General features: G+C 69.7%; 12 protein-coding genes. 8 read left to right on the top strand and 4 right to left on the bottom strand.

Translation table 11 applies throughout. The features are described from left to right. Positions 1–29: 29 nt before the first annotated feature. The 4 genes from polA (at position 30) to rpsA (ending at position 6,587) form a co-directional block, all read left to right on the top strand. Entirely contained in the window at positions 30–2,663 is a 2,634-nt protein-coding gene (polA, locus tag RBS12_RS01290) for a DNA polymerase I (protein ID WP_307964507.1), read from the top strand. Positions 2,664–2,687: 24 nt separating this feature from the next. Then, positions 2,688–3,971 (top strand): GNAT family N-acetyltransferase, encoded by a 1,284-nt coding sequence (locus tag RBS12_RS01295; protein ID WP_307964234.1) that lies wholly within the window; start codon positions 2,688–2,690, stop codon positions 3,969–3,971. Positions 3,972–4,033: 62 nt separating this feature from the next. Further along, complete coding sequence (locus RBS12_RS01300; protein WP_307964235.1) at positions 4,034–4,960, top strand: polysaccharide deacetylase family protein; 927 nt, start codon at positions 4,034–4,036, stop codon at positions 4,958–4,960. Positions 4,961–5,120: 160 nt separating this feature from the next. After that, a complete protein-coding gene (rpsA, locus tag RBS12_RS01305; protein ID WP_307964236.1) occupies positions 5,121–6,587 on the top strand; it encodes a 30S ribosomal protein S1 in 1,467 nt (488 codons plus the stop codon). A gap of 174 nt (positions 6,588–6,761) precedes the next feature. Here rpsA and RBS12_RS01310 read toward each other — a convergent pair whose 3' ends face one another. After that, a complete protein-coding gene (locus RBS12_RS01310; RefSeq protein ID WP_307964237.1) occupies positions 6,762–7,439 on the bottom strand; it encodes a YigZ family protein in 678 nt (225 codons plus the stop codon). A 54-nt stretch (positions 7,440–7,493) separates the two neighbouring features. On the opposite strand from RBS12_RS01310, the gene coaE reads away from it, so the two are divergent. Genes coaE through RBS12_RS01325 form a run of 3 tightly spaced genes read left to right on the top strand, consistent with a single transcriptional unit; the run spans position 7,494 to position 11,641 of the window. Continuing rightward, positions 7,494–8,120: a dephospho-CoA kinase gene (gene coaE, locus RBS12_RS01315; RefSeq protein WP_307964238.1), complete on the top strand. Its 627-nt coding sequence runs from the start codon at positions 7,494–7,496 to the stop codon at positions 8,118–8,120. Positions 8,121–8,172: 52 nt separating this feature from the next. After that, positions 8,173–10,281, top strand: a complete 2,109-nt coding sequence (gene uvrB, locus RBS12_RS01320) for an excinuclease ABC subunit UvrB (protein ID WP_307964239.1) — start codon at positions 8,173–8,175, stop codon at positions 10,279–10,281. Beyond that, positions 10,274–11,641 (top strand): MFS transporter, encoded by a 1,368-nt coding sequence (locus tag RBS12_RS01325; protein WP_307964240.1) that lies wholly within the window; start codon positions 10,274–10,276, stop codon positions 11,639–11,641. The genes uvrB and RBS12_RS01325 overlap by 8 nt, the downstream gene beginning before the upstream one ends. Before the next feature lie 75 nt (positions 11,642–11,716). On the opposite strand, the gene RBS12_RS01330 is transcribed toward RBS12_RS01325, so the two are convergent. The 3 genes from RBS12_RS01330 to RBS12_RS01340 all read right to left on the bottom strand — a co-directional run bounded on the left by RBS12_RS01330 (position 11,717) and on the right by RBS12_RS01340 (position 16,233). Continuing rightward, on the bottom strand, positions 11,717–13,018 hold the full coding sequence (locus tag RBS12_RS01330; protein ID WP_307964241.1) for an alpha/beta fold hydrolase: 1,302 nt from the start codon (positions 13,016–13,018) through the stop codon (positions 11,717–11,719). A gap of 11 nt (positions 13,019–13,029) precedes the next feature. Then, positions 13,030–13,491 (bottom strand): GNAT family N-acetyltransferase, encoded by a 462-nt coding sequence (locus RBS12_RS01335; RefSeq protein WP_307964508.1) that lies wholly within the window; start codon positions 13,489–13,491, stop codon positions 13,030–13,032. Between the two features lie 183 nt (positions 13,492–13,674). Then, positions 13,675–16,233, bottom strand: a complete 2,559-nt coding sequence (locus RBS12_RS01340) for a DUF3516 domain-containing protein (protein WP_307964242.1) — start codon at positions 16,231–16,233, stop codon at positions 13,675–13,677. A 34-nt stretch (positions 16,234–16,267) separates the two neighbouring features. On the opposite strand from RBS12_RS01340, the gene RBS12_RS01345 reads away from it, so the two are divergent. After that, positions 16,268–17,077 (top strand): trans-aconitate 2-methyltransferase, encoded by an 810-nt coding sequence (locus RBS12_RS01345; RefSeq protein WP_307964243.1) that lies wholly within the window; start codon positions 16,268–16,270, stop codon positions 17,075–17,077. Positions 17,078–17,093 lie beyond the last annotated feature (16 nt).

The raw sequence follows: 17,093 nt of genomic DNA on the forward strand, positions 1-17,093 counted from the left end.
GGAGGCTCCTCGTCCTCGACGGGCACTCGATGGCCTTCCGCGCGTTCTTCGCGCTTCCAGCCGAGAGCTTCCGGAACGCCGAGGGCCAGCACACCAACGCCGTGCACGGCTTCACGTCGATGCTCATCAATCTCGTGCGGGACCAGAAGCCGACCCACGTCGCGGTCGCGTTCGACGTGAGCGACGAGACGACGCACCGCAAGGCGGAGTACAGCGACTACAAGGGCGGCCGCAACGAGACCCCCGCCGAATTCCGGGGCCAGATCGACCTCATCAAGCGGGTCATGGAGGCGCTCGGCATCCGCACGCTCGAGCTTCCCGGCCATGAGGCGGACGACATCCTCGCGACCCTCGCGACCCAGGGCCGAGACGCGGGCATGGAGGTCCTGCTCGTCTCAGGGGATCGGGACACCTTCCAGCTCGTCAACGACCACGTCTTCGTCCTCTACCCGCGCAAGGGCGTGAGCGACATCCCACGCATGGACGCCGCCGCGATCGAGGAGAAGTACTTCGTCCCGCCCGCCCGCTACCCGGACCTCGCCGCGCTGGTCGGCGAGTCCGCGGACAACCTCCCGGGCGTGCCCGGCGTGGGCCCGAAGACGGCGGCCAAGTGGATCACCCAGTACGACGGGCTCGAAGGGGTCATCGCCCACGCGGACGAGATCAAGGGAAAGGCCGGCGAGAGCCTCCGCGAGAACATCGAGTCGGTCGAGCGCAACCGCCGCCTCAACCGCCTCCTCACGGATCTCGACCTCGAGGTCTCCCTCGACGAGCTCGCCGATCCTCAGCCCGATACCGCGGCGATCGAATCGCTCTTCGACGAGCTTGAGTTCCGCACCCTGCGCACCCGGGTTTATGAGGTGTTCGCCACGGCGCCGGAGGCGTCGGGCGAGGACGTATTCGAGGTCCCGGAGCCCACCATTCCCAGCGAAGGGGAGCTCCCCGCTTCCCTTGCGCGCCTCGCGGAGGCGGCCGACGGCGGTGCTGTCGCCGTCGCGGTCCGCGCGGAGCCCGCGGGCGAGCGCCAGGAGGCCGTCGCCGTCGCCCTCGTCGCCCATCGAGTGGCGCTCTACGTCCCGCTCGACGGACGATTCCCGCCCGCGCTGTCCGACTGGCTCGCGAATCCCACGGAGCTCAAATCCGTCCACGAGTACAAGGAGACCGCGAAGGCCCTTCGCGCCGTCGGCGCCGAGTTGGGCGGCGTCGTCGACGACGTGTCGATCTCGGGCTACCTCATCGAGCCCGACCGCCGGAGCTACGCGCTCGCCGACCTTGCGCAGCATCATCTCGACGTCCAGCTCGGCGCGGCCCCGGCCGCAGGCCAGCTCGCTCTCGACTTCGAGGCCGATGGCGAGGTCGCCCACGCGCTCGTTCGGGAGGCCGCCGTCGTGCACGCCCTGCATGCGGACTTCGCCCCGCGTCTCGCGGAAGTCGGGGCCTCGGCGCTCCTGGCGGACCTCGAGCTCCCGCTCGCCCGCGTCCTGCTCGACATGGAATGGGCCGGGATCGCCGTCTCGACCCAGCAGATCGACCAGCTCATGGACGATCTCGGACGCGCGAGCGAGGAAGCCGCCCAGAAGGCCTACGCCGCGATCGGGCACGACGTGAATCTCGGCTCGCCGAAGCAGCTCCAGACTGTCCTCTTCGAGGAGCTCGAGCTCCCCAAGACGAAGAAGATCAAGACGGGCTACACGACGGACGCGGCGTCCCTCAAGGAACTACTCGACAAGACGGGCCATCCGTTCCTCGAGGGGCTCATGGCGCATCGCGAGTCGAGCAAACTGCGTCAGATGGTCGAGACGCTCAAGAAATCCGTCACCTCGGATTCGCGCATCCACACGACGTACGCGCAGAACATCGCCGCGACGGGCCGTCTCTCGTCGAACAACCCGAACCTGCAGAACATCCCGATCCGCTCCGAGGAGGGCCGCCGCCTGCGCGACGTCTTCGTCGTGGGGGAGGGCTATGAATCGCTCCTCGCGGCTGACTACTCGCAGATCGAGATGCGCATCATGGCCCACCTTTCGGGCGATGAGGGGCTCATCCAGGCGTACCGCGAGGGCGAGGACCTGCACCGCTTCGTCGGCGCGAGGATCTTCCACGTCGAGCCCTCCGAGGTGACGCCCGAGATGCGCTCGAAGGTCAAGGCGATGTCCTACGGCCTTGCGTATGGGCTCACGTCCTTCGGTCTGTCCAAGCAGCTTGAGATCTCCGTGGACGAGGCCCGGAACCTCATGAAGGACTACTTTGACCGCTTCGGCGGCGTCCGCGACTATCTCCGCGGCGTCGTCGAGCAGGCGCGCAAGGACGGCTACACGTCCACGATCTTCGGGCGCCGCCGGTACCTCCCGGACCTCAACAGCACCGACCGCGCGCGGCGCGAACTCGCCGAGCGCGTCGCGCTCAATTCGCCGATCCAGGGCTCAGCGGCGGACATCATCAAGCGCGCGATGCTCGGAGTCGAGCGCGAGCTGCGGGCCCGGGCGCTCACGTCTCGGCTGCTCCTCCAGATCCACGACGAGCTCGTCGTCGAGGTCGCTCCGGGAGAGGAGACGGCGGTCCGCGACGTGGTCGTGGGCGCGATGGGCTCGGCAGCCGAGCTTTCGGTACCGCTCGACGTCCAGGTCGGCGTGGGGCGGACGTGGAACGAGGCGGGTCACTGACCCATGAGCCAGGGGGACCGATACGTGAGTGACTACGAGGTGCGGCGCTTCCGCCCGTCTCTTCCGGGGGACGAGGGCTACGAGGCCACGCGCGAGTGGATCGGGGCCGTGGGGTCCGGCTTCTACGACAAGCGGCGCTCGGACGACTACGCGGCCAAGATCGCGGCCTCCTACGTCGCGGACGGCCGCGAACTCACGGGGGCCTACCAGCGCGAACCCGTTCCTGCCGGGACGCTGCCCGCCGGTGTGCCGGTCGCGACGTTCGGCACGTTCCGCAAGACGCTCAATGCGGGGTTCGGGGTCCTCGTCCCGGCCCACCTGATCACGGCGGTCACCGTTCGGACGAGCCATCGCCGCCGCGGCCTCCTGAGGCGCCTCATGACGGAGGACCTCGCGAGGGCGAAGGCCGACGGCGTGCCCGTCGCCGCGCTCACGGCGTCCGAGGCCTCGATCTATCGCCGCTTCGGCTTCGGAGTCGCGACCGCCGAGCGGCGCATCACGGTGACGACGGGGCCTCGCTTCGGGCTCGCCGTTCCGAGCGACCGCCGGGTCGAGGCGGCCGATCCCGCCGCGCTCCTCGAGCTCGCGCCCGAGATCTTCGCGAAGGTGCATCGTGTCACCCCGGGCTCGATCGACCGTCAGGACCGCTATCGCCTCGCCGCGGGCGGGCAGTGGGACGACGACGGCGGAGAGGACCGCGCGCTGCGCGCGGCCCTGCACTTCGGCCCGGCCGGCGAGCCAGACGGATACGTGACCTACGCGTTCCGGGGCTGGTCCCACGAGCCGCACACGATGGACGTGCACGATCTCGTGGCGGCGACGCCCGAGGCCTATCTCGCCCTGTGGGAGTTCCTCGGCTCGCTCGACCTCGTGCGGCGCGTCTCGTGGGCCGAGGCCCCTGCGGAGGACCCCCTCGCGTGGGCGCTCGAGGACTCCAGGGCGCTCAAGGCGGATGCGGCGTCGGACATGCTGTGGCTCCGGATCCTCGACGTCCCCGCCGCCCTCACGGCCCGCCGCTACGGCGTCGACGGAACTCTCGTCCTCGAGGTAGTCGACGGGCTCGGACTCGCTGGAGGCCGCTATCGCCTCGGGGTTGCCGACGGCACGGCGAGTGTCGAAGCGGCCGACGGCGAGGAGCCGGAACTCGTGCTCGACGTGGCCGAGCTCGCGTCGATGTACGTCGGGGGCGTGCGGGCGACTACCCTTAGGGAGGCAGGGCGCATCACGGAGACCACACCCGGTGCTGTCCTCGCCGCGGACCGGTTGTTCGCCGTCGAGCGCGCGGCCCGCTGTCTCACCCACTTCTGATCCGTACCCACCCCCCAGGGCCGGGCCCTAGGGCAGTCGGCTCGACGATTCCGGGAGCGCCTATGCCCGCCTTGCTGCAGCCCGTGCCGCGGCGCGCCCTCCTCGCGGCCGCGGGTGCTTCGGTCGTGGCGGCCCTCGCGGCATGTTCCGCTCGCGAGACCGCGGGGACCGCGATCGGGGGGCCTGAATGGGAGGTCACACCGTCTCCCGTGCCACCCACGCCGAGCCCGACGCCACACCCCGCGCACGAGCTCGACGCCGCCGGACGGAAGGCGGTCGAGGCCCGGTTCGCGGGCCGCGTTCCGCGGGACTGGGGCCTCGCCGTGCCGGGCGTCGTGACCCACACGACCTCGGGAGCCGTCGCCCTCACGTTTGACGCGTGCGGTGGGCCGGGCGGGGGATCGGCCTTTGACGCCAAGCTCATCGGGACACTGCGCACCCTGCGCATCCCCGCGACGCTCTTCCTCAATTCTCGATGGATCGCGGCCAATCCGTCCCTTGCGGCCGAGCTCGCGGCTGACAGGCTCTTCGAGCTCGGGAACCACGGAACCGCCCACATCCCGCTCTCGGTCTCAGGCCGTTCCGCCTACGGGATCCGCGGGACCGCGTCGCTCAGCGCGGCGCTCGACGAGCTGCTCGGCAACGCGGCGCGGATCGCGGAGGTTGCGGACGCGCCCGTGCCGTGGTTCCGCCCGGGAACGGCGTTCTACGACGACGTCGCCGCGCAGGCAACTACCGCGGTCGGGCTCGTGCCCGTCAACTTCTCCGTCAACGCCGATGCGGGCGCGACGCTGCCGGCGGCCAAGGTCTCTGCGGCGCTTGCGGGCGTGAAGGCCGGGGACATCGTGATCGGCCACATGAATCGCCCGGGATCGGGGACCTCGGCGGGCTTCGCGGCGGCCCTTCCGCGCCTCGTCGAGAGGGGAATCCGGTTCACCACCCTCTCGCAGTCCGGCCTCGTCCTTCCGGGCGCGCCGGCCTCTGCGTAGCGGCGGCAGAGAGAGGCATCGTCGCTTTGACCCGCTTTGCCGGCCCACACTAGACTAGACGGGCGCGTACTGCGCAGCTTGTTCCAATCCAATTTTCAGGATGCCGTGCTTCCGCGCGGCTGCCTGACCGACTGACTATCCACATCGGAGCCCCTACTACATGACCATCACCTCCGCCGAGAAGTCCGGCACCCCGCAGGTCGCGATCAACGACATTGGCTCTGCCGAGGACTTCCTCGCCGCCGTCGATGCCACCATCAAGTACTTCAACGACGGCGACCTCGTCGAGGGTACTGTCGTCAAGGTCGACCGTGACGAGGTCCTCCTCGACATCGGGTACAAGACCGAGGGCGTCATCCCCTCCCGCGAGCTTTCCATCAAGCACGACGTCGACCCGGGCGAGGTCGTGTCTGTGGGCGATCAGGTCGAGGCGCTTGTCCTTACCAAGGAGGACAAGGAAGGCCGCCTGATCCTGTCGAAGAAGCGCGCCCAGTACGAGCGCGCTTGGGGCGACATCGAGAAGATCAAGGAAGAGGACGGGGTCGTCACCGGCACCGTCATCGAGGTCGTCAAGGGCGGTCTCATCCTCGACATCGGTCTCCGTGGCTTCCTCCCTGCTTCGCTCGTCGAGATGCGCCGCGTGCGCGACCTGGCCCCGTACATCGGCCAGAAGCTCGAGGCGAAGATCATCGAGCTCGACAAGAACCGCAACAACGTGGTCCTGTCCCGCCGCGCGTGGCTCGAGCAGACCCAGTCCGAGGTCCGCTCGACGTTCCTCAACAAGCTCGAGAAGGGCCAGGTCCGTTCGGGCGTCGTGTCCTCGATCGTCAACTTCGGCGCGTTCGTGGACCTCGGCGGCGTCGACGGCCTCGTGCACGTCTCGGAGCTCTCGTGGAAGCACATCGACCACCCGTCCGAGGTTGTCGAGGTCGGCCAGGAGGTCACGGTCGAGGTTCTCGAGGTGGACCTCGAGCGCGAGCGCGTGTCGCTCTCGCTCAAGGCGACCCAGGAGGATCCGTGGCAGACCTTCGCGCGCACCCACGCGCTCGGCCAGGTCGTCCCGGGCAAGGTCACCAAGCTCGTTCCGTTCGGCGCGTTCGTGCGCGTCGAGGACGGCATCGAGGGTCTCGTCCACATCTCCGAGCTTGCCGAGCGTCACGTCGACCTCGCCGAGCAGGTTGTCTCCGTGGGCGATGAGATCTTCGTCAAGGTCATCGACATCGACCTCGAGCGCCGCCGCATCTCCCTCTCGCTCAAGCAGGCCAACGAGGGTGTGGACCCGGACTCGACCGAGTTCGACCCGGCGCTCTACGGCATGGCCGCCGAGTACGACGAGGAGGGGAACTACAAGTACCCCGAGGGCTTCGACCCGGAGTCCAACGAGTGGCTCGAGGGCTACGAGGCGCAGCGCGCCGCGTGGGAGCAGCAGTACGCCGACGCGCAGGCCCGCTGGGAGGCGCACAAGAAGCAGGTTGCTCAGCACCTCGCCGACGACGCCGCTGCGGCATCCGGTGGCCGCGAGGCCGCGCCGACGAGCTACTCCTCCGAGGCTCCGTCCGTCGAGAGCGGCACGCTCGCCTCGGACGAGGCTCTCGCCGCGCTCCGCGAGAAGCTGACGGGCAACTGATTCTCCTCGGCTGACGCCACCCGATCTGAATCACACCGCACGAAGGGCGGGTCCTGCGAAGGCAGGGCCCGCCCTTCGCTGTGCGCAGCGTGCAACGCCACAATTCGGTTCGGATTCCGGCGGTCTTTCCCGGAATGTGGCAGTGACTTGTGGCGTTCCGAGCGGCGATCGGTGCTAGCGGAGATCCACCCAGGACGTTCCGAGGTCATGGGCCGCCGACGCCCCGGCCGTGAGGCTGGCTAGGCGCTCCGCGAAGGCGGTGACGGCGCCGTCGTCGTCCTCGACGGCGACCCGGAGCGTCGCGGCTCGCGCGCCGTAGTCCGTGCCGAGGACGGCGACGCCGGCGGCGCGGAGATCGTTCTCGAGGCGTCCCGCGGCCCCATGGGCGGCATCGACACCGAGGAGCCGCAGTCGTTGCCGTCGCACGAGCCGCGCTGTCGCGAGCGCCTGCGACACCGAATCGGAGTAGGCCCGCACGAGACCGCCGGCGCCCAGCAGGATGCCCCCGAAGTACCGCACGACGACGGCGACCGTATCGCTCAGGTCCGCCGCGCCGTCGACCGCTGCTCCCTTGAGGAGCGCTTCGAGCATCGGGACGCCTGCCGTGCCGGACGGCTCGCCGTCGTCGCTGCTGCGCTGGGTCGTGCGATCGGGACCCAGGACGAACGCGCTGCAGTGGTGGCGTGCATCGTGGAACTCCCGCCGCAGCTCGGCGACGAGAGCGCGCGCCTCCTCCTCGGATTCGACGCGCCGGAGGACCGTGATGAAGCGCGAGCGCTTGATCTCGAGCTCGTGCCGGTGCTCCCCGTCGATGGTGCTGTAGCGGAGGGCATGGCTTGTCGTCTCGGTCACCGGTCCAGCTTAGGTGCGGGCGGGCGGGTGGGTTCAACCAGCTACAGTGGCCTCGTGCTGAGAGTGGGCCTGACGGGCGGGATTGGGGCGGGCAAGTCGGAGGTCGCCCGGCGGCTCGCCGAGCTCGGGGCCGTGCTCGTGGACGCGGACGCAATCGCCCGCGAGGTCGTCGAGCCCGGAACCGCGGGCCTCGCCGACGTCGCCGAGGCGTTCGGGCCGGAAGTCATGACGGACGACGGCGAACTGGACCGAGCGGCGCTTGGCGCCATCGTCTTCGCGGACCCGCGGCGACGAGAGCTCCTGAACTCGATCGTGCATCCCCTCGTACGGGCGAGGGCCGCGGAGCTCGTCGCGGCGGCTCCCCAGGACGCCGTCGTGGTCGAGGACATTCCGCTTCTCGTCGAGACGGGACAGGCCGCGCGCTTCGACGTCGTCGTTGTCGTGGAAGCCCCGGACGAGCTCAGAGTCCGCCGGCTGGCTGACCGCAGGGGCATGGGTGAGGACCAGGCCCGCGCCCGCATGGCCGCCCAGGCGTCGGGCGAGGAGCGCCGTGCCGCAGCGGACCACGTCATCGAGAATAGGGGCAGCCTCAGCGAGCTGCGCGCCGCCGTCGACCGCCTCTGGCGCGATGTCCTCGAACCAGCCGCGACGAGCGAAGGGCGCGGGGCGGAACGCGGTTAGCCGCCGACGAATGCGGACATGTCCTGTCCGCAGTGCAGCGTAGATTTGATGCATGAGCCTAGCGCAGGAGATCAATCGCGTCGTCGCACCGTTCGAGGTGGTCAGCGAGTACCAGCCCGCAGGCGACCAGCCGACCGCGATTGCCGACATCGCGGAGAGGATCCAGAACGGCGAGAAGGACGTCGTGCTCCTCGGCGCGACCGGCACCGGCAAGAGCGCGACGACGGCGTGGGTCATCGAGAAGCTTCAGCGGCCCACGCTCGTGCTCGTGCAGAACAAGACGCTCGCGGCGCAGCTCGCCAACGAGTTCCGCGAGCTCCTGCCGAACAACGCGGTTGAATACTTCGTCTCGTACTACGACTACTACCAGCCCGAGGCGTACGTCCCGCAGACCGATACGTTCATCGAGAAGGACTCGTCGATCAACGAGGAGGTCGAGCGGCTGCGACACTCGGCCACGAACTCGCTCCTCACGCGCCGCGACGTCATCGTCGTCGCAACGGTCTCGTGCATCTACGGCCTCGGCACTCCCGAAGAGTACGTCGCCGGGATGGTCACGCTCCGGAAGGGCATGGAGCTGGACCGCGACGCGCTCCTGCGGCAGTTCGTCGCGATGCAGTACGTCCGCAACGACATGGACTTCCACCGCGGCACGTTCCGTGTGCGCGGCGACACGGTCGAGATCATCCCGATGTACGAGGAGCTCGCGCTGCGCATCGAGTTCTTCGGTGACGAGGTCGAGAGCGTCCACACGCTCCACCCGGTCACGGGCGAGGTGATCCGCGAGGAAACGGAGATGTACGTCTTCCCGGCCTCGCACTACGTGGCAGGCCCCGAGCGCATGAACCGCGCCATCACGGCGATCGAGGACGAGCTCGCGGAGCGGCTCAAGGCGCTCGAGTCGCAGAACAAGCTCGTCGAAGCCCAGCGCCTGCGCATGCGCACGACCTATGACCTCGAGATGATGCAGCAGATGGGCTTCTGCTCCGGCATCGAGAACTACTCGCGGCACATCGATGGCCGCGACGCCGGGACGGCCCCGCACTGCCTCATCGACTACTTCCCGGACGACTTCCTGCTCGTCATCGACGAGTCCCACGTCACCGTCCCGCAGATCGGCTCGATGTACGAGGGGGACATGTCCCGCAAGCGAACGCTCGTGGAGCACGGCTTCCGGCTGCCTTCGGCGATGGACAACCGTCCCCTCAAATGGGACGAGTTCCTCGAGCGAATCGGCCAGACGATCTACCTCTCGGCGACCCCGGGCAAGTACGAGCTCGGGAAGTCCGACGGCGTCGTGCAGCAGATCATCCGCCCGACCGGCCTCATCGATCCCGAGGTCGTCGTCAAGCCGACGAAGGGCCAGATCGACGATCTTCTGGGCGAGATCCGGGACCGCGTGGAGCGGGACGAGCGTGTGCTTGTCACGACGCTCACGAAGCGCATGGCCGAGGACCTCACCGACTACCTCATGGGCCACGGCGTCAAGGTGCAATACCTGCACTCGGACGTCGACACGCTGCGCCGCGTCGAGCTCCTGCGCGAGCTGCGCCTTGGCGTGTTCGACGTCCTCGTCGGCATCAACCTCTTGCGAGAGGGCCTCGACCTGCCCGAGGTCTCGCTCGTGAGCATCCTCGACGCAGACAAGGAGGGCTTCCTCCGCTCGTCGACGTCCCTCATCCAGACGATCGGCCGCGCGGCCCGCAACGTGTCCGGCCAGGTGCACATGTACGCGGACAGGATCACGGACTCGATGGCCCAGGCGATCGATGAGACCAATCGGCGGCGCGAGATCCAGATCGCGTTCAATCGCGAGAACGGCATCGATCCCCAGCCGCTCCGCAAGCGCATCGCGGACATCACGGACCAGCTCGCGCGCGAGGACCAGGACACGCGTGCCCTCCTTGAGAGCAACCGCCTCGCGAAGGGCGGCAAGCGGCGCGGCGCGGGCGATTCGACCGAGAAGGCCGAGGCCGAGCTGCGCCGTGACGGCCTCGCGGCGGCCCCGGCAGAGGATCTCGTGGGCCTGATCCAACAGCTCACCGACCAGATGCACGGCGCGGCAGCGGAGCTCCAGTTCGAGCTTGCCGCGCGCCTGCGCGACGAAGTGGCAGACCTCAAGAAGGAGCTCCGGCAGATGCAGGCCGCCGGGCATGCCTGAGCTCGCTGAGACCTTCGGTTCGATCACTGCTCAGCGGCGCCGTGCCCAGCGCCGAACGGTTGGTGTTCTCGCGGCTGCCCAGCTTCTGAGCGGCGTCGGGAACGGCGCAACGCTCGCCGTCGGGTCCCTCCTCGCCGTGCAGTTCGCCGGCTCCGACGCGTGGGCTGGTTCCGTCACGACCACCCTGACGCTGAGCGCGGCGATGACGGCTCTCCCCCTGAGCGGCATCGCGGCGAGGCACGGGCGCAGGGCCGCCCTCGTGGGTGGCCTCGCGGCCGCCTCGGCGGGGGCCGCACTCGTGGTCCTTGCGACCATCGAGTCCTCGCTCGTCGTCCTCCTCGCGGGTGCGGTCCTGCTCGGCGTCGGATCGGCCGTGAACCTCCAGTCTCGCTTCGCCGCCGTCGACCTCGCCGACAGCGCCCGCCGGGGTCGCGACCTCTCGCTCGTCGTCTGGTCCATCACCGTGGGCGCGGTCGCCGGCCCGAACCTCATCCGTCCCGGCGCGGCGTTGGGCACCGCGCTCGGGCTGCCCGGCACGGCCGGGCCCTTCGTCATCTCCGTGGCCGGCATGGCCCTCGCCGCGGCCCTTCTTCTTGTGGGCCTGCGCCCGGATCCGCTGCGCGAATCCCAGCGCCTCGCCGCGCTCGACGTTTCAGCCCGTCTGGGGTCGGCAGCGGCGGACGACGGCGCCCTTCCGCCCGAGTCGGTTCCGCCGGGACGCGGCTGGGCCTCGCTGAGGGCGGGGGCGCGTGCCATCCGCTCCTCGAGCGGGGCGACGCTCGCCGTCGCCAACGTCGTCGTGGCGCAGGCCGTGATGGTCTCGGTCATGGCGATGACCCCGCTCCATCTCTCGCACCTCGCGATGGCGCACAGCACCGGGGGCGCGGACCGCGCGAGCGTCGACGCGTTCGCGATCATCGGCTTCACGATTTCGCTGCACATCGCGGGGATGTTCGCGCTCTCGCCCGTCATGGGCTGGCTCGCGGACCGCTGGGGCCGGCGGCGCACCCTCGCCCTTGGGCAGTCACTCCTCGTCGCGGCCGTCGCCGTGGCGGGGCTGGGAGCCGGCGATCCGGTGCTCGTCACCGCCGGACTCGTCCTGCTTGGCCTCGGTTGGTCGGCGTCGACCATTTCGGGCTCGGCCCTCCTCGCCGAATCAGTCCACGGGGCGAGCCGCGTTCTGGCGCAAGGCGTGTCCGACACCGCAATGGGACTCGCGGGCGCCCTCGGTGGCGGGACGGCCGGCGTTGTCATGGCCGGGCTTGGCTACGGCGGGCTCGCCGCGATCGCGTCGGTGCTGAGCGGTTGCGTCCTCGCCGCCGTCGCCCTGACGAGGCCGCGATCGCTCGCTGCCGCGTGACCTGTCCCGCGTGACCTGTCCCGCCGTGGCCCCGTCGCGGCCCACCCGCGCGGCGCGGCCTCTGACCCGAGCTGGCTAGGCGGCGCGCGCCATGGCGAGGAGCCTCGCGAAGATGGCCTCGCCGTCGTCCGAAATCCCGTCGTGATGGAAGTCAGGCGTTTCCCAGACGCGGAGGCCGCGAACACGCCCCGCGGTCTCGAGCGAGAGCGCGCGGTCCACGTAGATGTCGTCCCGGTAGACCGCAGCCGCGACGGGCACTGCGTTCTCGGCAAGGCGCGCCGGGTCGTAGAGCCTGCCCCAATCGGACTTCTCGGCGAGCAGCCGCGCCGTTGCGGCGAGTGGCGCGAGCGCGGGGTCCTGCTCGAAAAGCCACGGGCATACCATCTCTCCCAGGAGGAGCGGTTCGGCCGCGTCGGCGCGGAAATCCGGGTATTCGTCGAGCACGCGCCACGCGGCCCAGGCGGAAGCCTCGCCCTGCGCGTAGATGGATTCGTGGAGGACGGCGTAGAGCGGGTTCGGCGCACGGGTCACGAGGGACTGGACCTGGGTGAGGAACGAGTCGGAGAGCCGGTCCCCGTCGGCCCCGTGCGTGAACGCGTCCTCGAGCAGGTGGTGCAGCGAGTCGACCCGTGTGTTCCCGCCGAGGAGGTTTCCCACGAGCTGGAATCGTTCCGGCGAGAGCCGGCTCCCGTCGGGGAGCCGCACACCGTGCGCACGGAGATGGTCGATGACCTCGGTGGCCCGTGCGCGGTCCTCGGGGTACCACGAGAAGTATTCGGCGTTGCGCGCGGCGAGGCGCGCGTAGGTTGCGCGATACACCCGCTCGGCTGGGCCGTCGAGCGGCGCGAGTCCGCCCGTGATGAGTGCCTCGCGCAGGCCGTTGGGGGCGATCGAGAGGTAGGTCAGGGTGCAGAAGCCGCCGAAACTCTGCCCGTAGACGGTCCATGGGCCGGAGCCGAGGGCGCGCCGGATGGCCTCGCAGTCCAGGACGATCGAGTCGGCCCGGAAATGGCTGAGGTATTCCGCCTGCTGGGCGGGCTCGCCGCGCAGCGGCAGGGTAGTCCGGTCCGCCGGCGTCGAGAGGCCGGTGCCGCGCTGATCGAGCATGAGGATGCGGAACTCCTTCGCGGCCTCCTTCATCCAGCCCGAGAGCGACGTGACCCGGTTCCCGCGTCCGCCCGGCCCGCCCTGGAGGTAGACGAGCCACGGGAGGCGGGCCACGACGTCCGCCGGATGAGCGGAGGAGATCAGTTCCCGGGCGAAGACGTCGATGGCCTCGCCATCGGGGTCGCCGTGGTCCAGCGGGACCGCGAAGACATGCTCGGTGGCGCGCAGCCCCCGGAACGCATGCTCCCCGAGGACCCGGTGGCGGGCCACGTCGACACGCCTCACGGCGCGGTGCCGAAGGAGGTGAGGGCGCCGCCGGTCAGGCGGAAGGTGTCCCACTCCTCCATCGGAACGGCCCCGATGCTCCGGTAGAACCCGATCGACGGCTCATTCCACTTGAGCACGCTCCATTCAACGCGCGCGTAGCCGCGTTCGACGGCGATGCGCGCGAGTTCCGCGAGGAGCAGCTTGCCGTAGCCGCGACCGCGGGTCTCGGGGCGCACGTAGAGGTCTTCAAGGTAGATCCCGTGCGTGCCTTCCCACGTCGAGTAGTTGAGGAACCACAGCGCGAAGCCCGCGATGCGCGACGAGCCGGTGCCGTCGGCATCGTCGATCACGTGCGCGAAGATGGCCGGGTTCTCGCCGAAGAGCTGCGCCTCGAGCACCGGGACGGTGGTCTTGACGGCGTCCGGCTCACGCTCGTAGACGGCGAGCTCGTGGATGAGCTCGAGGATTGCCGGCACGTCGTCACGGGCAGCCGGCCGGAGGCCGGCGGCGGGCGGGCGGGAAGAATCGGGCCGGAGGCCGGCGGCGGGCGGGCGGGAAGAACCGGGCCGGAGGCCGGCGGCGGGCGGGCGGGAAGAACCAGCGCGCCGGAGCGTGCCGACGGTCAGGGAGTCTGTGGAGGGGGATTCCATGTGTCCAACTTAGCCGCCCAGCCGCCCGATCTGCGTGACACGGATGACGGCGGATCCCGCCTCGTCGCTCGCCGCAAGGTCCACGTCAGCCGAGAAGCCCCAGTCGTGGTTCCCCGCCGGATCGTCGAAGATCTGGCGCACGTGCCATACGCCGGGCTGTTCGTCGATGATGAGGAGCTGGGGTCCGCGCGCGTCCGGCCCGGTCCCGATGTCCTCGTGCTCCTCGAAGTACCCGTCGAGCGCGCGCTCCCACGCGGCGACGCCGAAGCCTTCGTCTCCATCCAGATCGGCAAGCGCCTTCGAGTCCTCGTCCGCGAACAGCTCGACGCGGCGGAACAGCTCGTTGCGGACCATGACCCGGAACGCCCGGAGGTTCGAGGTGAGGGCCGGGGGCGGGGGAGGAGGAGCGTCGTGCGGGTGCAGCTCGTGGCCGCTCGTGAGCTCCTCCCATTCGTCGAGGAGGCTCGAGTCCACCTGCCGTACAAGCTCGCCGAGCCACGCGACGAGGTCCTCGAGATCCTCGCGCAGCGCGTCTTGTGGGACGGTCTGGCTGAGCGCCTTGTAGGCGTCCGTGAGGTATCGCAGCACGATGCCCTCGCTGCGCGCGAGCGAATAGAACTGGACGAATTCGCCGAAGTCCATCGCGCGCTCGTACATGTCCCGCACCACGGACTTGGGGGCCAGCTCGAAGTCGCCGACCCACGGCGCGTGCTTGCGGTATTCCTCGAACGCGGCCTCGAGGAGCTCCTTGAGCGGCTCCGGGTACGTGACGGCGTCAAGGAGCGCCATCCGCTCGGTGTATTCGAGGCCGTCCGCCTTCATCGCGGCGACGGCGTCCGCGCGGGCGCGTTTGAGCTGCGCGGAGAGGATCTGGCGCGGCTTCTCGAGCGTTGCCTCGATGACGGAGACGACGTCGAGCGCGTACGACGGCGACTCCGGGCCAAGCAGGTCGAGTGCGGCGAGCGCGAAGGGGGAGAGCGGCTGGTTGAGCGCGAAGTTCTCCTGGAGGTCGACCGTGAGGCGCAGGGTCCGGCCGGTCGCGCGGTCCTCGGCGCTCTCATCGGCCTCTGGGATGCGTTCGACGACGCCTGCCGCGAGCAGCTCCCGCAGGATCCCCAGTGCCCGCCGCATGAGCCGCAGCTGGACTTGGCGCGGTTCGTGGTTCTCCTCGAGGAGACGGCGGGCAGCAGCGACCGGGTTGCCCGGACGCGCGACGAGGTTGAGAAGCATTGCGTGGGTGACGGTGAAGCTCGAGGTCAGTGGCTCGGGCGCCGCGGCGACGAGCCGCTCGTACGTCGGCTGTCCCCACGAGACGAACCCCTCGGGCGGCTTCTTCTTGACGACCTGACGGAGCTTGCGGGCGTCGTCGCCGAACTTTGCGCGGGCCTTCTCCATGGCCCGGTTGTTCTCGATGACGTGCTCGGGCGCCTGCACCACGACGGTCCCGGCGGTGTCGAAGCCCGCTCGCCCGGCTCGGCCGGCGATCTGATGGAATTCGCGCGCGTTGAGGTGCCGCGTCCGCTGGCCGTCGAACTTGGTGAGCGCCGTGAGCAGGACCGTGCGGATCGGCACGTTGATCCCCACGCCGAGCGTGTCCGTCCCGCAGATGACCTTGAGCAGCCCCGCCTGGGCCAGCTGCTCGACGAGGCGCCGGTACTTCGGCAGCATCCCCGCGTGGTGCACTCCGATCCCATGCCGCACGAGCCGATTGAGGGTCTTCCCGAACCCTGCGGCGAAGCGGAAGCGTCCGATGAGCTCGGCGATGCGGTCCTTCTCTTCGCGCGTGCACACGTTGACGCTCATGAGCTGCTGGGCCCGCTCGATCGCCTCGAGCTGGCTGAAATGCACGACGTACACTGGCGCCTGCTTCGTGGCGAGGAGCTCTTCGAGCGTCTCGTGGACGGGCTTCTCCTCGTAGTAGTAGTGCAGCGGAATGGGGCGCTCGGCACCCGCGACCGTCGTCGTCGTCCGCTTTGTGCGCTCGGTGAGCTCGCGCTCGAACCGGCCCACGTCGCCGAGCGTCGCGCTCATGAGGAGGAATTGCGCCTGGGGCAGCTCAAGAAGGGGGACCTGCCACGCCCAGCCGCGCTGGGGATCGGAGTAGAAGTGGAACTCGTCCATGATCACCGGACCGAGTTCGGCCGCCGCTCCCTCGCGCAGCGCATGATTGGCGAGGATCTCGGCGGTGCAGCAGATGATCGGCGCTTGGCCGTTCACGGATGAGTCGCCCGTGATCATCCCGACGTTCTCCGCACCGAAGATCTCGCACAGGGCGAAGAACTTCTCGGAGACGAGCGCCTTGATCGGTGCCGTGTAGTAGCTCCGCTGCCCGGTCGCGAGCCCGTAGAAGTGAGCGGCGATTGCGACGAGTGACTTTCCGGAGCCCGTCGGCGTCGCGAGGATCACGTTGTTGCCCTGCACGAGCTCCATGACCGCCTCGTCCTGGGCGGGGTACAGCGAGAGCCCGCGGCCCTCGGCCCACGTGACGAACGCCTCGTACACCGCGTCCTGCAGATTCTCGGGCGCGGTGGTGTCTGGGGCATCGGGGAGGAGCTGGTCGAGTCTCATGGCGACTTCAGCCTAACCGCACTAGCGTGGAGCCATGAGCGCTTCGCCCACGTGGGATCCCGCCCTCTACGTCCGCTTCGGCGACCATCGCGGACGGCCATTCTTCGATCTCACCTCCCGGATCGGCGCCGATTCGCCCCTCCACGTCGTCGACCTCGGGTGCGGGCCGGGAGCACTCACCGCCGCGCTCGCGGACCGCTGGCCCGACGCTCTCGTCGAGGGAATCGACAGCTCGCCGGACATGATCGCGGCGGCCGAGCGCACGACGCCCGGACGGCCCCGCCTGAGCTTCCGGCTCGGCGAGATTGTGGCCTGGGAACCCGAGGACGACGTCGACGTGCTGGTTTCGAACGCCGCGCTCCAATGGGTGCCGGGCCACCAGGCGCTCATCGGGCGGTGGCTCGAGCAGCTTGCACCCGGCGCGTGGCTTGCTGTGCAGGTGCCGGGGAACTTCGGAGCGCCCTCTCACACGCTCATGCACGAACTCGCGGAGTCATCGCAGTGGGAACGAAAGCTGCGCGGAGTGCTGCGCCACAGCGACGCCGTCGGCGAGCCCGCCGACTACCTCGAGCTCATGCTCGCGGCGGGCTGGGAAGCCGACATCTGGGAGTCGACGTACCTCCAGGTCCTCGCGGGTGAGGATCCCGTGCTCAACTGGGTGCGGGGCACGACGCTCCGGCCTGTCCTCGATGCGCTCACGCCCGAGGAGGGGGTGCAGTTCGAGGAGCAGTACAACCAGCTCCTGCTCGATGCGTATCCCGTGCGGGACTACGGCACCGTGTTCCCCTTCCGCCGCATCTTCTGCGTGGGTCGGAAGCCCGACGACGCCGCGGGGCCCGTCTGAGCGGAGCGCTCGCCGC

Origin of the sequence: Sinomonas sp. ASV322 (genome assembly GCF_030908245.1) — a bacterium.
Lineage (GTDB): Bacteria > Actinomycetota > Actinomycetes > Actinomycetales > Micrococcaceae > Sinomonas.